This is a genomic window from Methylophilus sp. Leaf414 (assembly GCF_001425425.1).
Lineage (GTDB): Bacteria > Pseudomonadota > Gammaproteobacteria > Burkholderiales > Methylophilaceae > Methylophilus.
Window position 1 is genome coordinate 399268 of record NZ_LMQQ01000003.1, and the last position, 15206, is coordinate 414473.

Here is a 15206-nt window from a genome sequence, read left to right on the forward strand (position 1 = left end):
TGTTTCTTGAGATTAAAAACCCTAAAGCGCCTACGTGTTTGAGCCGACCTCCGCATGATATAATTCACTTTTGCTTTTGATAAATTATCAATGAACGCACCAGTGACCGCAGAATTGCTCAATTCGGATTCTACTCCTCTTACGCGTTTGCGCGAAATTCCGTACAACTATACCTCCTTCTCTGACCGTGAGATCGTGATTCGGTTTCTTGGTGAAGAGATTTGGGAAATACTGAATGTCTTGCGCACCGAGCGCAAAACCGGCCGCAGCGCACGCATGTTGTTCGAAGTGCTTGGCGATTTATGGGTGGTGTCACGCAACCCCTATCTGCAAGATGACTTGCTGGAAAATCCAAAACGCCGCAAAGCACTGATTGATGCCTTGTATCACCGCATCTCTGCTATCCGTGAGCGTAGCGGTAGCAACGACAAGGTTGAAAAGCTAATTGCAGCCGCGACCAAAGCGGTCGAAAAGTTTGCGGATGACTTTAAGCAAACTGCCGACCTGCGCAAAAAAGCGCTGGCAAAACTGACCAAATTTACCCGCAAAGACAACGTCCAGTTTGACGGCCTGGCGCGTGTTTCGCATGTGACAGACGCCACTGACTGGCGTGTCGAGTATCCGTTTGTGGTGATCAACCCGGATACTGAAGCTGAAATTTCCTACCTGGTCCGCACGTGTATTGAGCTTGGCCTGACCGTGATTCCACGTGGAGGCGGTACCGGTTACACCGGTGGCGCGATTCCGCTGACGCCATTGTCAGCAGTGATTAATACCGAAAAGCTGGACAAACACACAGGCGTGCAAATGCGCACCTTACCGGGTGTTGCCCGCCAGGTAGCCACCATTGAGTGTGGCGCCGGTGTAGTGACCCGCCGTGCGATGGATGCAGCTACCGAAGCCGGGTTAGAGTTTGCGTGTGACCCAACTTCTGCTGATGCGTGTTGTATCGGCGGTAACGTTGCCATGAATGCAGGTGGTAAAAAAGCAGTGCTCTGGGGTACGGCGTTGGATAACCTCGCTTCATGGAGGATGGTGACGCCGGATGCGACTTGGTTGGAAGTTGAACGTCTAGACCATAACCTGGGCAAGATTCACGATATCCCACTGGCGCGCTTTAAAATCAGCCGTTATGACATCGGCTTCAAGAATCTGCTGGCCGAGCCGGAAATTCTTGAAATTCCCGGGCCTAGCTTCCGTAAAGTTGGCCTCGGTAAAGACGTGACCGACAAATTCCTGTCTGGCCTGCCTGGTGTGCAAAAAGAAGGTTGTGATGGCCTGATTACTTCAGCCACATTCATTTTGCACCGCATGCCTAAACACGTGCGGACCATCGCGCTGGAATTTTTCGGCAATGTTTCCCACGCCGTGCCTGCGATTGTGGAAATCAAGGATTACCTGGACGCGACTGCCAAGCAGGAGCCAGCCGTGATCATGGCTGGCTTGGAGCATATGGATGAGCGTTATGTAAAAGCGGTTGGCTATGCGACCAAGGCTGCGCGCCAGCAACGCCCGAAAATGGTGTTGTTATGCGACATTGCTTCTGACGACGAGAATGCAGTTGGTGAAGTCGCTTCAGCCGTGGTGCGTATGTGCAACGCACGCAATGGCGAAGGCTTTATTGCCGTGTCGGCCGAAGCACGCAAGAAATTCTGGCTGGATCGTTCACGCACCGCAGCAATTGCGCGTCATACCAACGCATTCAAAATTAACGAAGACGTGGTGATTCCATTGCCACGCCTAGGTGAATATTCTGATGGTATTGAGCGCATCAATATAGAATTATCTATCCAGAACAAATTGCGGCTGGTGGATGCGCTAGAAACCTTTATGCAGGGCGACCTGCCACTGCAGCCCGATGAAGATGGTAATGCTGATCCGGAAGGTGTGAAATCCAAGCGGGATATTGCGTTGCAAATGCTGCGTGAACTGCGTGCAAAATGGCGTTTGATTTTAAATACGCTGGATGAACCTGTGAGCGTGCTTGGGGAAATGGGAAAACCATTTGCTCAATATGAAAATGTATTCCGTGCGGTGCAGTCATATGATTTACGCGTATCTTGGAAGCGCGAACTCAAGCGGCCTATGGCGGATGTTTTTGTTGGCCGTGAGTTTCAGCGCATCCTTGAGAAACTGGACGAAATCCAGAAAACAGTATTGAAGAGCCGCGTATTTATTGCGCTGCACATGCACGCCGGTGACGGTAACGTTCACACCAATATCCCGGTCAATTCAGACGACTATGGCATGATGCAGGATGCGCATGCAGCCGTGGCACGCGTTATGGATCTGGCGCGTGGGCTGAATGGCGTGATTTCTGGCGAACACGGCATTGGTATTACTAAAATGGAGTTCCTGGATCAGGCGACCATTGATACTTTTACCGCCTATAAGAATAAGGTTGACCCGAAAGGCCACTTCAACAAAGGCAAGCTGTTGATGGGTTCAGGCCTGGAAAACGCTTATACACCAAGCTTCGGCCTGCTCGAGCAGGAATCCATCATAATGGAGCAATCTGCCATTGGCGAGATTGCCGATGATATTTCTGACTGCCTGCGTTGCGGCAAGTGTAAGCCGGTATGTTCTACCCATGTGCCACGTGCCAACTTGTTGTATTCACCGCGTAACAAAATCCTGGGTACGTCACTGCTGATTGAGGCTTTCCTCTACGAAGAGCAAACCCGACGCGGTATCTCACTCAAGCACTTCGACGAGTTCAACGATGTAGCCGACCATTGTACGGTCTGCCATCGTTGCGAGAAGCCGTGCCCGGTCAATATCGACTTTGGCGATGTATCAATCAAAATGCGTAATTTCCTGCGCGAACAGGGTAAGAAGAATTTCAACCCTGGTACCGCAGCGGGCATGCTGTTCCTGAACGCCAAGGATCCGGCTACCATCAAGCTGGTGCGCGCCGGCATGATACAGATGGGTTATAAGGCGATTAATATCGCCAACAGCCTGGCGAAGAAGTTTGGCCTGCTGAAAGATAAAAAGGCACCGCCAGCTACCGTTGGTAAAGCAGATATCAAGGCGCAGGTGATTCATTTCATCAATCGCCCGATGCCGAAGAAAATGCAATCCAAAACCTCACGCGCGATGCTAGGTGTGGAAGATGACACCATGATTCCGGTGATCCGCAATCCGCAAAAGGTGAGCGAAGATTCGGAAGCCGTGTTCTATTTCCCCGGTTGCGGTTCAGAGCGTCTGTTCTCGAATGTCGGTTTGGCGACCCAAGCCATGCTGTACGAGGTGGGCGCGATTACCGTGTTGCCCCCAGGCTACTTGTGCTGCGGCTATCCACAAACGTCAGCGGGTAACCACGACAAAGGCCAGGAAATCACGGCAGATAACCGTGTGCTGTTCCACCGCGTGGCCAATACGCTGAATTACCTGGATATCAAGACGGTAATCGTATCTTGCGGTACGTGTATGGATCAGTTGCAGAAATACGAGTTCGAGAAGATTTTCCCGGGCTGCCGCCTGCTGGATATCCACGAGTACCTGATGGAAAAAGACATGCGCCTGCAAGGCGTCACGGGGACGCGTTACATGTATCACGACCCATGTCACTCACCGATGAAGACCTATAAGCCGTTGGAAGTCACCAACAAGCTGATGGGGACGGATGTGGCGCTGAATGATCGTTGTTGCGGTGAGTCCGGTACGTTTGCTGCAGCGCGACCTGACATTGCCACGCAAGTGAAATTCCGCAAGCAGGAAGAGCTTGAGAAAGGCATGGAGAAAATGGGCCTGACTGTCGGAGCACCCGAGCAGCAGGTGAAAATTCTCACATCTTGCCCAAGCTGCCTGCAAGGTCTGTCACGTTATGGCGATGACACCGGTATTGAGGCTGATTATATTGTGGTCGAAATGGCCAAGCATATTCTTGGCGAAAACTGGATGGAAGACTACATACATAAAGCCAATAACGGCGGTATCGAGAAGGTACTTCTGTAACTTCGATAAAACCCCGCAAATGCGGGGTTTTATTAAATCAGCGACTAAATCAGTTTATTAAAAAGTGATGGTACATCACTTAAATTATGATGACTTTCGCGATTGGACGTAAACGTATATGCCGGCCCAGGTCATCACGATAGCTATGATGGCAATCACGACCAGGCTCATCAAACCGTAGTCGGTAGAGAGTAAATCAATCAGAATTTTCATATGTCCTCCTGTGAGTAGTAATACTTGCAACAATGACTCTGATGATTATTTTGGCCTCTTATGCCGATAGCGTTTTTGATATAACGCAAACCTGATGCATGCTGAATAGTGTGAAATCACTTTCAAGCGCCAATAACCGGAAATAATTGATGAACGTGTACCCCTTATTAAAACCGTTATTATTCAAACTGGATGCCGAAAAAGCGCATGACCTGACCTTGAACTCGCTTAAACGCGCAGAGCAGTTAGGATTGTTGGCGTTGGCAGGCCGTCATCTGGCTGATCAACCGAAAAAAGTGATGGGTCTGAATTTTCCTAATCCGGTAGGTTTGGCGGCTGGCCTGGATAAAAATGCCATGGTGATCGACGGTATGGCCGCGCTTGGATTTGGGTTTGTCGAAGTAGGCACGGTGACACCGCGCGCGCAGCCGGGTAATCCGCAACCGCGCTTATTCCGCTTACCAGAAGCGCATGCCATCATCAATCGCTTTGGCTTCAATAACAAAGGTGTGGATCACCTGATCCAGAATGTAAAAGCGGCGAAATTTAAAGGTATTTTGGGTATCAATATCGGCAAGAATTTTGATACGCCTAATGAGCGCGCAGCTGAAGATTACCTGACCTGCATGCGTAAGGTATATGCACATGCCAGCTACATCACTGTGAATATCTCATCACCCAACACTAAAAATCTGCGCGCATTGCAGGAAAAGGATGCGCTGAGCCAGTTGCTGGCGACCTTGAAGGCTGAACAAAATATCCTGTCGCAAGTGCATGGTAAATACGTCCCCGTCGCATTGAAAATTGCACCTGATTTAACTACAGAGCAGGTAGAGGAAATTGCCGGTTTGTTGATGCAACATAGAATCGATGGCGTGATTGCCACTAACACCACGCTGGCCAGAGATGCAGTCGCCGGTTTGCAGCACGCAGAAGAGGCCGGTGGTTTATCGGGTGCGCCAGTAAGGGATAGCGCTACACAGGTCATCCGTACATTGGCAGCCTCTTTGCAAAACAGCCTGCCGATTATTGGCGTGGGCGGTATTTTGAGTGGCGAGGATGCCAAAGAGAAAATCGAAGCAGGTGCCAGCCTTGTGCAGTTATATAGCGGGTTGATCTATAAAGGGCCGCAGTTGATCAAAGATTGCCGCCGCGCGTTATTTTAATGTCGCTGCCAATACTCTATTCCTACCGCCGTTGTCCCTATGCGATGCGAGCCCGGATGGCGATATGGTCAGCACACATTCAAGTGGAATTGCGTGAGATTTCGCTGCGTGAGAAGCCGCAGCACTTGTTGCAGATATCGCCCAAAGCTACCGTGCCGGTATTACAGTTGGCTGATGGAGCAGTGTTGGAACAGAGCCTGGATATTATGTACTGGGCATTACAGCAAAATGATCCGAGTGGATGGCTTAAATGCAATATGGTGATGGCTGATTCGCTGATAAGTGTTAATGATGGCGAGTTTAAGAAGTCATTGGACAGGTATAAATATCCTGAGCGTTATCCGGAGCAATCAGTGTTGTTTTATCGTGAGCAGGGGGAGCAGTTTTTGCAAAGGCTGGAAACTTTGCTGGCTGAGCATCGTTTTCTGTTGGGGGATTCCGCCAGTATTGCGGATGTAGCGATTTTTCCGTTTATCCGGCAGTTTGCGGCGGTGGATGCGGAGTGGTTTGGTCGGAGTTCGTATTCCAGATTGCGGGAGTGGCTGGCGGGATGGATGGAAGGAGAGTTGTTTGCTGAGGTTATGCAGAAATTCCCGGCTTATATTGAGAGTTAGTTTTGGCGCGTGATTGTGCGGTCGAATAAATCGTCATTTCAGTGGAGGATTTAGCAGGGGTTCACAGAGCATTGTTCTGTACACCCGCGGAAAGGCTGGCTTATGCAGAAGCCAGTGCGCCCTGCAAGGGGAAAGCTAGGCAAGGACATGCTTAGCTTAGTAGCAATAGAGAACTAGTGTCGCATTTTCTGGAAGGTCTAAAAGCTATTTCTTTGGATGATTCAGCGTTCCAATTCGACATTACTTTTCGCCGAGTGGCGAAAAGCAGTCTCTCACTAATGCCAAGAAATTAATTCTTCTCACTGTTCTGCTCAAACTTCTCATAAGCATTAATAATCTTTTGCACCAACGGGTGGCGGACCACATCCTGCGACATAAACTGCGTAAACGCGATGCCTTTAACTTCCTTAAGGATTTTCTGCGCTTCCACCAGGCCGCTCTTTTGATGACGTTGTAAATCGATCTGTGTCACATCACCCGTAATCACCGCTTTGGTACCGAAGCCAATACGGGTCAAAAACATCTTCATCTGCTCAGGCGTGGTGTTCTGCGCTTCATCGAGAATAATGAAACTCTGGTTCAAGGTACGGCCGCGCATATAAGCCAGTGGCGCCACTTCAATCGCACCGCGCTCAAACATTTTGTTGACCGTGTCGTAACCCGCCAGGTCATATAGCGCGTCATACAAGGGGCGCAGGTAAGGGTCCACTTTCTGGTTCAGATCCCCCGGCAGAAAGCCCAGGCGCTCACCTGCCTCTACCGCAGGACGGACGAGCACAATACGTTTGACACGATCACGCGTCATCGCATCGACGGCGCTGGCAACTGCCAGGTAAGTTTTACCAGTACCGGCGGGGCCAATGCCAAAAGTGATATCGTGATCCTGGATCTGCTGCAGATAGCTGACCTGACGCGGGGTGCGGCCATGCAAGTCTCCACGGCGTGTCATGAGTGTCGGCATGCTGGTCGATGCGACCTCTTCAGGCTTTAGCTTGTCGATCTCTACCAGGCCTAATTGAATATCTTCCAGTTCTATGGGTTTTTTTGAGCGCGCATAAAAGTTTTCCAGCATCTGCGCACCCAGTCGGGTATTGGTATCTGTGCCGGTCAAATGAAAGGTGCTGCCGCGACGGTTAATATCAATATCCAGGCCATTAGCCAGCTGCCGGATATTTTCATCAAGCGGGCCGCACAAATTGGCTAGCATCAGGTTGTCTTCAGGTTTTAGGGTGATTTCCATTACTTAATTCACTATTTCGCCTACGAGGCGATGTGGGTTGTAGACATCGGTAATTTTTACTTGGACCATCTGGTGGATAAAACGTGCATCGGCAGCAATATCCACCACGCGCCCATTATCTGTTTTACCGGCCAGCAAGCTGGGGTCTTTCCATGATGGCCCATCAATCAGCACCCGTTGCACAGTCCCCAGCATGGCACGGCTGATAGCATCGCCGTTTGCTTCGTTCTCGGTTTGCAATTGTTTTAACCAGTCAGCTTTGACCGCTTGTGGAGTTTCATCCGGCAAATAGCTAGCCGGGGTACCGGGGCGAGAGCTGTAGAGGAAGCTGAAGCTGTAATCAAAACCGACGTCTTTCATCAACTTGAGCGTAGCCTGAAAGTCCTTTTCCGTTTCGCCTGGAAAGCCGACAATGATGTCGCTGGTAATTGTCAATTGCGGATTTGCCATCTTCAGTTTGCGGATCAGGCCTTTGTATTGCAGGGCAGTGTAGTTGCGTTTCATAGCCATCAATATACGGTCACTACCCGCTTGCACCGGCAGGTGCAATTGATTGGCCAGTTTCGACACATTGGCATGGCAGGCAATCAGCCGTTCGTTCATCTCATTCGGGTGGCTGGTGGTGTAGCGGATACGTTCGATTTGCGGTATTTCTGCTACCGTTTCAATCAACATCGCCAGGTCCGCTTCTATGCCCTCATATTGCACGCGGTAAGCGTTAACGTTTTGTCCAAGCAGGGTGATTTCTTTCACGCCTTGTTCCGCCAGTTGAATGGCTTCGGTCAGTACATCTTCAAACGGGCGTGAAAACTCTTCACCACGTGTGTAAGGTACTACACAAAAACTGCAATATTTGCTGCAGCCTTCCATAATGCTTAAAAATGCGGTGGCGCCTTCTATTCGTGGCGGTGGTAAATGGTCAAACTTTTCAATTTCGGGGAAGGTAATGTCGACCTGGGGTTTATTTTCTAAGCGTTTGGCTTTGATCAGTTCAGGCAAGCGGTGCAAGGTTTGCGGACCAAATACCACATCAACATACGGTGCGCGTTTGATAATCGCATCGCCTTCCTGGCTGGCAACACAACCACCGACACCGATCACCAGGTTGGGATTTTTTTCTTTAAGCGGAATCATGCGGCCTAGGTGACTGAATACCTTTTCTTCAGCTTTTTCACGTACCGAGCAAGTATTCAGCAAGATGACATCGGCCTCTTCCATATTGTCGGTTTGGGTCATGCCGTCGTGTTCATGCATCAGGTCAACCATGCGTGAAGCATCGTATTCGTTCATCTGGCAACCAAACGATTTAATGAATATTTTTTTACCGCTGTCCTGCTTCATCTAGCATTTTTTCAAATCAAAACAGTATTTTAGCTTATTTGACTGTGGCTGGCATGATAATCGGCAGCGCAATACGCGGACTGCGGTAAAATGGTTACATCTAAAAAAATCTTATTTGCATGCAAGCCTTACCGATTTTCTTCAATATTGCCCAACGTCGCTGCCTGGTGATAGGTGGCGGCGACGTGGCGACGCGCAAAGTCACCATGTTGCTAAAAGCGCAGGGTAATGTGGTTGTTATCTCGCCCGAGTTAACGTCTGAATTACAGCAGATGCTGGAAAAAAATGAGATTGAATATGTGCGGGACTCATTTTCGCCTGAACAGCTGACTGGTGCCTGCCTGGTGATTGCAGCAACAGATGATGAGCTGGTGAATGATGCGGTCTCAGTGGCTGCCAAACGGATGAATATCCCGGTCAATGTGGTGGATGCACCAGCCTTATGTACCTTTACCATGGGATCGATTATTGACCGCAGCCCGGTGGTCATTGCGGTTTCCAGCGAAGGTAATGCACCGGTACTGGCCCGCCATATTCGTAGCAAAATTGAAACCATGCTGCCCGCTGCTTATGGCAGGATTGCGACCATCGCTGGCGAATTCCGTGACCAGGTTAAAGCCAGATTTTCTACCACGCAGAGCCGTCGGCGGTTCTGGGAAAATGTATTGAATGGCCCATTGGTGGAACGGGTATTGTCCGGACAGGAGCAGGCGGCGAGGGAATTGCTCGGTGAATTATTAACGCAAAGTGACGATGCCCCCGCAAGCGGAGAAGTCTATCTGGTTGGTGGTGGGCCCGGTGATCCCGATTTGCTGACTTTCCGCGCGCTGCGCTTGATGCAGCAATGCGATGTCTGCGTTTATGACAAGCTGGTTAGTAAGGAAGTGATGGAACTGGTGCGGCGCGATGCCGAGCTGGTGTATGTCGGCAAGTCGCGTGACCAGCACACCCTGCCGCAGGAAGAGATCAATGCCTTGCTGGCCAGGCTGGCCTTGGGAGGTAAACGGGTGTTGCGTTTAAAAGGCGGCGACCCGTTTATTTTCGGCCGCGGTGGTGAAGAGATCGAGACGCTGATGCAACATGGGGTACCATTCCAGGTAGTTCCAGGTATCACTGCTGCAAATGGTGTGTCCAGTTATGCCGGAATTCCGTTAACGCACAGGGATTATGCGCAGGCTTGCCTGTTTATTACCGGCCACCTGAAAGATGGGACGGTAGACCTGGATTGGCAAGCGATGGCGCGCCCAAGACAAACTGTGGTGATTTACATGGGCTTAGTCGGACTGGAGCAAATTTGTACAAAGTTGATAGCGCAAGGCGTGTCGTCTGATATGCCGGCCGCGGTGATACAGCAAGGTACTACCCAGAAACAGCGCGTAGTTGAATCTACACTGGCTAACTTGGCTAATGATGTGGCAGAGGCAGGATTAAAACCACCTAGCCTGACGATTATCGGCGAAGTGGTCAAACTCAGGGCACGCTTGAACTGGTTTACGCCAGAGGCTTAACAGCTAAAAGTAACTAAGTATTTGGCAAAATAGGCAGCGACAACCTGGCTTCCAGCCCGCCTTCTGGCCGGTTGAGCAGGAATAGTTGGCCGCCATGCAATTTAGCAATACGGTTGCAAATGGCCAGTCCCAACCCACTACCGCCTTCATATTTATTGCGTGCGCTATCCATACGCTCAAACGGACGTAACAAACGCTCTGCGTGCTCCTGCGGAATCCCAGGGCCGTTGTCCAGCACGCTCACCACGATTTTATCTGCCATCACCTGGCTGCGCACTTCTACCTTACCTTTGCCATAGTTATAGGCATTACCGACCAGGTTATCGAGCAAGCGTTGCATGGCGAGTGGCCGGATAGGGATAAAGTACTTTGGGCCTAGAGATATTTTTAACTCACGCCCTGCGCGCAATTGTCTTTCCGACAATGCACGTAACAGATCATTGATATCCATCATACGTGTGGGTTCGCCTTCCACACCGCGCACAAAATCCAGAAACTGGTGAATGATATTGTCCATATCGGAAATATCTTCAATCATGCCGTGTTTCATATAGTCGGCTTCCTGGGGCAGCATTTCTACCGCCAGCCGCAATCTCGCCAGTGGCGTGCGGATATCATGCGAAACCCCAGCCAGCAGCAAGGTGCGCTCTGCATCCAGCCTGGCCAGTGACTCGGCCATTTCGTTAAAGGTATGCGTTACTTCTCGCAGTTCTTCCACACTATCTTCAGGCAGTTTCGGGGCAGGTTCGCCATTACGTAAACGTTCTGCGGCATGTACCAACATGGTCAGTGGCCGGTTGATTCGGGCCGTAAGCAAGTAACCACCAACTAACGACAACAGCCCAACTACCGCCGCCCAGCCCAGCCAGTGCCAAGGGAAAGGCCTGTCAACCTGGATTTTGGGGATCACTACCCAGAAGTCATCCTGGCCGACATTGAAACTGATCCAAAGACCGGGAATATCATAGTGATTGACGGTGATGATGGTTTCTTCACCGAGCCTGTCACGGATTTTTTGCGCCATCAGGGCGATGAAAGGATCAGCAGGTAATGGCTCAATATCTTCCAGGAAATCTGCTGCATAGACACGCACACCTTCTCGCCCAGATAGTTCTGAAAGCAGGGCAAGGCGGCGGTTTTCGTGTGAGGCGATCAGCGAAGCGCGTGTGTAATTGACAATCGTGACTGCCTGTAATGCGGCTGCAGTTGCACGCGGTTCGCGATCGAAATAATCAAAAATCTTGAGCGACGCATAGATGCTGACTGCCAGTAAAATGGCAATCAGCAACATGATGCGGGAGAGGAGTCTGCGGGGCAGTAAGCGCACGAGGGCTATGGCGAGTGATGCAGTAAATTACTGCGGCGATTCGCCATCAGGAATAAATACATAACCAAAGCCCCACATGGTTTGCAGATAGCGTGGATGTGCCGGGTCCGGTTCAATAATGCGGCGCAAGCGTGAGACCTGCACGTCAATGCTGCGGTCAAACACATCCAGTTCGCGGCCGCGCGCAAGCTGCATGAGCCTGTCGCGTGAAAGTGGTTGCCTAGGGTGCTCGGTAAATACCTTCAATAAAGTGAACTCTCCGCTGGTGATGGTAATGGCCGTGCCATTTTTACTCAGGCTGCGGGTGTTGACGTCAAACACAAATTCACCAAACTGAAATGCTGAGCTTTTATCTTCAGTCGCCAGTTTGGGCGTGATTTCGTGGCGGCGGAGCACGGCATTGATCCTTGCCAGCAACTCGCGTGGATTAAAAGGTTTCGGCAGGTAATCATCCGCACCCATTTCCAGGCCAACAATACGGTCTACCTCATCGCCGCGGGCAGTCAGCATGATGATCGGTGTCACATGGTTAGCGCCGCGTAAACGACGGCAGATGGCTAGGCCATCTTCGCCCGGCAACATCAAGTCCAGTATCAATAGATCAAAGCTTTCGGCTGCCATGGCTTTATCCAGCTCTTTGCCATCAGACACAGACTTGATATTGAACCCTTGTTCAGTCAGGTAACGCTGCAAAAGTTCGCGCATGCGCAAGTCGTCATCGACCATCAATATTTTTTTAAACTGTTCTGCCATACGAACCTTTTACACAAAAACTGGCGTCTCAATTAACGCGTTAAGCCGAAATAACGGTTACAGGAGACTGGATGATAAAACGGCTGAAGTGATTAAACTTATCGACCGCTATTATACTCCAAGCTGCATGGAGCATGAAATGGGGCGGTTACAAATTGGTTACAAATAGCGGTGGCAATGAAATATTGCATTTACAATCGTAATGCATGATAAATGCCCGTTTATTAACAGTAGTGGCTTGAAAAGCGCTATTTTGTGTTAAATCTGTTGATGAACGGACTTTAGTTGCGTTATGGTATGCAGCCTGACTTTTTAAGTCATCCGGCATTTTTCCAACTTATCTTTAGTGAATTTTAAGTCTAGCGTTTGCGGCTTTAAAATATCTCGAAAAGGTAAAGATACGATCTTATGTATAGGTGTGGATGTTTAGAGCGATAAAACATTTCAATGAGGTTTTTTTGCTAACAACGACCATGTTGCTAGCACTACCTGCCTTTGCCGATCTCAAGTTGCCAATCCGGTTAAGTGATAACCGGGTGATAGACAATGAAGATACCGGACTTACCAAAACATTAGAACACAACTTCAGCCCCGAAGACCGTGCGCGACTGCGCAAAGCGCTGAGTGAATATGCGCGTAATACCGACCCGGACCATCAATTGATGTTACAGAAACGTAAAGCGATGCATGACAGCATTTCCCAGCGCTTTAATGAATGTAACCGTGACAATGATGATACGCTGGATCGTGAAGAAGCGACTTTGTGTCTGCCTCAGGTAGCACGACATTTCTCTTATGTAGATCTTGATGGTGATGGTGTGATTACGCTCGATGAGCTGGAAAATGCTTACGCTAAAATGGTCGAGCGTCAACGTGAAGCTGAATCTAAAACCGAAGCACAGCAATCCGCATCTACCGATGCCGATCTCGATAGCAAAGCCAAAAACAAGTCAAAATCTAACTCTGCAGTGATTCCTGCAAGTAGTTCTGTGAATTCCTCTGGCAAAGACGGCTCAAGCCAGCGTAAACGCCCCAGTTAATATTGACTCAGCTTGCATGTGCCATGTGAGTTGTTCTGGCTTGCCTATAATCTTCTGACAACCTTGGTTATAAGGGTATACTTTCCTTCACTGGAAATTACATCTACCGCCACTGATCATGTCTCTAAGCCGTTTATCTTTTACCTGGTCTCGTGGATTGCAGGATATTTTACCTGCGGCCTGGCAGGCATTGGCCGGACAGCATCCGATGCTAGATTACAGGTTTCTGCACGCCTTTGAATCTTCTGCATCAGTAGACCATGAGAGCGGATGGATTCCCTACCACCTGACCGTGCTTGACGGTGAACAATTGGTAGCCGCCGCACCTTGCTACATTAAAACCCATTCGTATGGCGAATATGTATTTGACTGGTCGTGGGCAGATGCCTACCAGCAAGCCGGTGGCACTTATTATCCCAAGCTGATCTCTGCCATTCCTTTTTCACCTGTCGCTGGCCCCCGCTTATTAGTGCATCCGGATATTACAGAGCCTGAACCGCTGGCAGCAGAAATGTTGAGGCACATGCGCAAACTCTGTGAAGAGCATGGGTTGTCTGGAACGCATATTCTTTTTCCGGATAAATTGTCGGCAACGCATTGTGCAACGCAAGGCCTTCTGCGACGCGAAGGTGTGCAATTCCGCTGGGAAAACCAAAACTACAAAGATTGGGAAAGTTTTTTGGCAGTACTCAGCCATGACAAGCGTAAAAAAATCCGCCAGGAACGTAATAAGGTAGCCCAGCAAGGTGTGACATGCCGTGTGCTCAACGGCCATCAGTTGTCTGAAGCGGATTTAGTATTGTTTTATCAATGTTATAGCAACACTTATCATCGACATGGCAGCCAGCCTTATCTTACCTTTGCTTTTTTTGAACAGATTACGCGCGATATGCCTGACAATGTGTTGCTATTTATTGCGGCGCAATCAGATGAAGATATCGCCGTTAGCCTGTGTATACAGGGCGATAGCACGCTGTATGGCCGCTATTGGGGCAGCCTGCGAGATATTTCGTGCCTGCATTTTGAGTTGTGCTATTACCAGCCACAAGCTTTTTGCATCGCGCATGGGATACGTTATTTTGAGGGTGGCGCACAAGGCGTGCATAAATTAGCACGTGGATTCCTGCCATATACTACCTGCTCTTATCACTGGCTAGCACATGAAGAATTTCACCAGAGTGTGGCGCGCTTTTTATCCAGAGAAGAAACTGCCATGCAGCATTATGTGGATGAGCTTGAAGAACGCAGCCCATATAAAGCATTGCCTGAGGCAACATAATGAAGAAGTCTGCGCCACTTTATGATTACCAAGGCACCAGTTTGCCATCGTAAGCAATAAATTCACCGGATTGTGCCCGGTCCAACCCGGCAATCACTTTCCGTAAGCCTGCCACGCTGGTTTTAGTATCGATCAAACCATTCGGGCCACCCATATCAGTACGCACCCAGCCCGGATGTAGCGCCGCGACGGTAATGTTGAATGGTTGCAAATCCAGCGACAGGCTTTTTACCACCATATTGAGTGCCGTTTTTGTACTGCGGTATATGTATTCGCCACCACTGCTATTGTCCGTCATGCTGCCCATTTTGCTGGTCATGGCAATTAATTTGGCCTGACCGGAACGTTGCAAATGCGGCAGAAAAGCTTCCGCCAGATAATAAGTGGTCAGTGTGTTTATCTGAAAGGTTTGCAGCCAGGTCTGTGGGTCGGTTTTACCAAAGCGGCTTGGTGGGTAAGCACCGGCATTGCTGATCAGGATGTCAATAGATACATCCGACAGTTCGCGAGCCAGTGCTTGAATGGCGCTGATATCTGCAATATCTAATGCCAGCAAATGAATCCGGGCATAGTTGGCGGCGAGTGACTGTAATTCAACAGCTTGAGCCATATCGCGAACGGTGGCATAAACCGTATTGCCCTCTTGCGCATATTGCCTGACGTACTCAAGCCCGATACCACGGTTAGCGCCGGTAATCAAAACAGTTTGCGAAGTCGTCATTGATTTCATCTCCTGAAATTAAGCTAATCTGGGATATGATTGAA

At 49.7% G+C, this 15206-nt stretch carries 12 protein-coding genes; 6 read left to right on the forward strand and 6 right to left on the reverse strand.

Annotated elements, in window-relative coordinates; genetic code table 11:
• Nucleotides 1-90 precede the first annotated feature (90 nt).
• A complete protein-coding gene (locus ASG24_RS08810) occupies nucleotides 91-3960 on the forward strand; it encodes a DUF3683 domain-containing protein (RefSeq protein ID WP_055870322.1) in 3870 nt (1289 codons plus the stop codon).
• An 84-nt stretch (nucleotides 3961-4044) separates the two neighbouring features.
• On the opposite strand, the gene ASG24_RS14430 is transcribed toward ASG24_RS08810, so the two are convergent.
• Entirely contained in the window at nucleotides 4045-4173 is a 129-nt protein-coding gene (locus tag ASG24_RS14430; protein WP_082488045.1) for a DUF3149 domain-containing protein, read from the reverse strand.
• Between the two features lie 149 nt (nucleotides 4174-4322).
• Here ASG24_RS14430 and ASG24_RS08815 point away from each other — a divergent pair, with 149 nt between their 5' ends.
• Together ASG24_RS08815 and ASG24_RS08820 are read left to right on the forward strand one after the other, a co-directional pair.
• The gene (locus tag ASG24_RS08815; protein ID WP_055870324.1) at nucleotides 4323-5339 is read left to right on the forward strand and encodes a quinone-dependent dihydroorotate dehydrogenase; all 1017 of its coding nucleotides are present in this window, start codon (nucleotides 4323-4325) and stop codon (nucleotides 5337-5339) included.
• A complete protein-coding gene (locus ASG24_RS08820; RefSeq protein WP_082488046.1) occupies nucleotides 5339-5953 on the forward strand; it encodes a glutathione S-transferase in 615 nt (204 codons plus the stop codon). Before ASG24_RS08815 ends, ASG24_RS08820 begins: the two co-directional genes overlap by 1 nt.
• A gap of 289 nt (nucleotides 5954-6242) precedes the next feature.
• Here ASG24_RS08820 and ASG24_RS08825 read toward each other — a convergent pair whose 3' ends face one another.
• Together ASG24_RS08825 and miaB are read right to left on the reverse strand one after the other, a co-directional pair.
• Nucleotides 6243-7193, reverse strand: a complete 951-nt coding sequence (locus ASG24_RS08825) for a PhoH family protein (RefSeq protein WP_055870329.1) — start codon at nucleotides 7191-7193, stop codon at nucleotides 6243-6245.
• Between the two features lie 3 nt (nucleotides 7194-7196).
• Nucleotides 7197-8534: a tRNA (N6-isopentenyl adenosine(37)-C2)-methylthiotransferase MiaB gene (miaB, locus tag ASG24_RS08830; RefSeq protein WP_055870331.1), complete on the reverse strand. Its 1338-nt coding sequence runs from the start codon at nucleotides 8532-8534 to the stop codon at nucleotides 7197-7199.
• Nucleotides 8535-8653: 119 nt separating this feature from the next.
• On the opposite strand from miaB, the gene cysG reads away from it, so the two are divergent.
• Nucleotides 8654-10042, forward strand: a complete 1389-nt coding sequence (gene cysG, locus ASG24_RS08835) for a siroheme synthase CysG (protein WP_055870334.1) — start codon at nucleotides 8654-8656, stop codon at nucleotides 10040-10042.
• 13 nt (nucleotides 10043-10055) lie between these two features.
• Here the strand turns inward: cysG and ASG24_RS08840 are convergent, their stop codons facing one another.
• Both ASG24_RS08840 and ompR read right to left on the reverse strand, forming a co-directional pair.
• Complete coding sequence (locus ASG24_RS08840) at nucleotides 10056-11369, reverse strand: ATP-binding protein (protein WP_304437668.1); 1314 nt, start codon at nucleotides 11367-11369, stop codon at nucleotides 10056-10058.
• A 27-nt stretch (nucleotides 11370-11396) separates the two neighbouring features.
• On the reverse strand, nucleotides 11397-12122 hold the full coding sequence (gene ompR / locus ASG24_RS08845; RefSeq protein WP_055827575.1) for a two-component system response regulator OmpR: 726 nt from the start codon (nucleotides 12120-12122) through the stop codon (nucleotides 11397-11399).
• Between the two features lie 473 nt (nucleotides 12123-12595).
• On the opposite strand from ompR, the gene ASG24_RS08850 reads away from it, so the two are divergent.
• Both ASG24_RS08850 and ASG24_RS08855 read left to right on the forward strand, forming a co-directional pair.
• On the forward strand, nucleotides 12596-13162 hold the full coding sequence (locus ASG24_RS08850) for an EF-hand domain-containing protein (RefSeq protein WP_229008825.1): 567 nt from the start codon (nucleotides 12596-12598) through the stop codon (nucleotides 13160-13162).
• 118 nt (nucleotides 13163-13280) lie between these two features.
• Nucleotides 13281-14441 (forward strand): GNAT family N-acetyltransferase, encoded by a 1161-nt coding sequence (locus ASG24_RS08855; protein WP_055870344.1) that lies wholly within the window; start codon nucleotides 13281-13283, stop codon nucleotides 14439-14441.
• Between the two features lie 25 nt (nucleotides 14442-14466).
• Here ASG24_RS08855 and ASG24_RS08860 read toward each other — a convergent pair whose 3' ends face one another.
• On the reverse strand, nucleotides 14467-15162 hold the full coding sequence (locus tag ASG24_RS08860; protein ID WP_055870347.1) for an SDR family oxidoreductase: 696 nt from the start codon (nucleotides 15160-15162) through the stop codon (nucleotides 14467-14469).
• Nucleotides 15163-15206 lie beyond the last annotated feature (44 nt).

What these genes read in the sequence shown, in the direction of transcription:
- ASG24_RS08810 (WP_055870322.1), top strand. Translation starts at nt 91, where the DNA reads ATGAACGCACCAGTGACCGCAGAATTGCTCAATTCGGATTCTACTCCT.
- ASG24_RS14430 (WP_082488045.1), bottom strand. Translation starts at nt 4,173, where the DNA reads ATGAAAATTCTGATTGATTTACTCTCTACCGACTACGGTTTGATGAGC.
- ASG24_RS08815 (WP_055870324.1), top strand. Translation starts at nt 4,323, where the DNA reads ATGAACGTGTACCCCTTATTAAAACCGTTATTATTCAAACTGGATGCC.
- ASG24_RS08820 (WP_082488046.1), top strand. Translation starts at nt 5,339, where the DNA reads ATGTCGCTGCCAATACTCTATTCCTACCGCCGTTGTCCCTATGCGATG.
- ASG24_RS08825 (WP_055870329.1), bottom strand. Translation starts at nt 7,193, where the DNA reads ATGGAAATCACCCTAAAACCTGAAGACAACCTGATGCTAGCCAATTTG.
- miaB (WP_055870331.1), bottom strand. Translation starts at nt 8,534, where the DNA reads ATGAAGCAGGACAGCGGTAAAAAAATATTCATTAAATCGTTTGGTTGC.
- cysG (WP_055870334.1), top strand. Translation starts at nt 8,654, where the DNA reads ATGCAAGCCTTACCGATTTTCTTCAATATTGCCCAACGTCGCTGCCTG.
- ompR (WP_055827575.1), bottom strand. Translation starts at nt 12,122, where the DNA reads ATGGCAGAACAGTTTAAAAAAATATTGATGGTCGATGACGACTTGCGC.
- ASG24_RS08850 (WP_229008825.1), top strand. Translation starts at nt 12,596, where the DNA reads ATGTTGCTAGCACTACCTGCCTTTGCCGATCTCAAGTTGCCAATCCGG.
- ASG24_RS08855 (WP_055870344.1), top strand. Translation starts at nt 13,281, where the DNA reads ATGTCTCTAAGCCGTTTATCTTTTACCTGGTCTCGTGGATTGCAGGAT.
- ASG24_RS08860 (WP_055870347.1), bottom strand. Translation starts at nt 15,162, where the DNA reads ATGACGACTTCGCAAACTGTTTTGATTACCGGCGCTAACCGTGGTATC.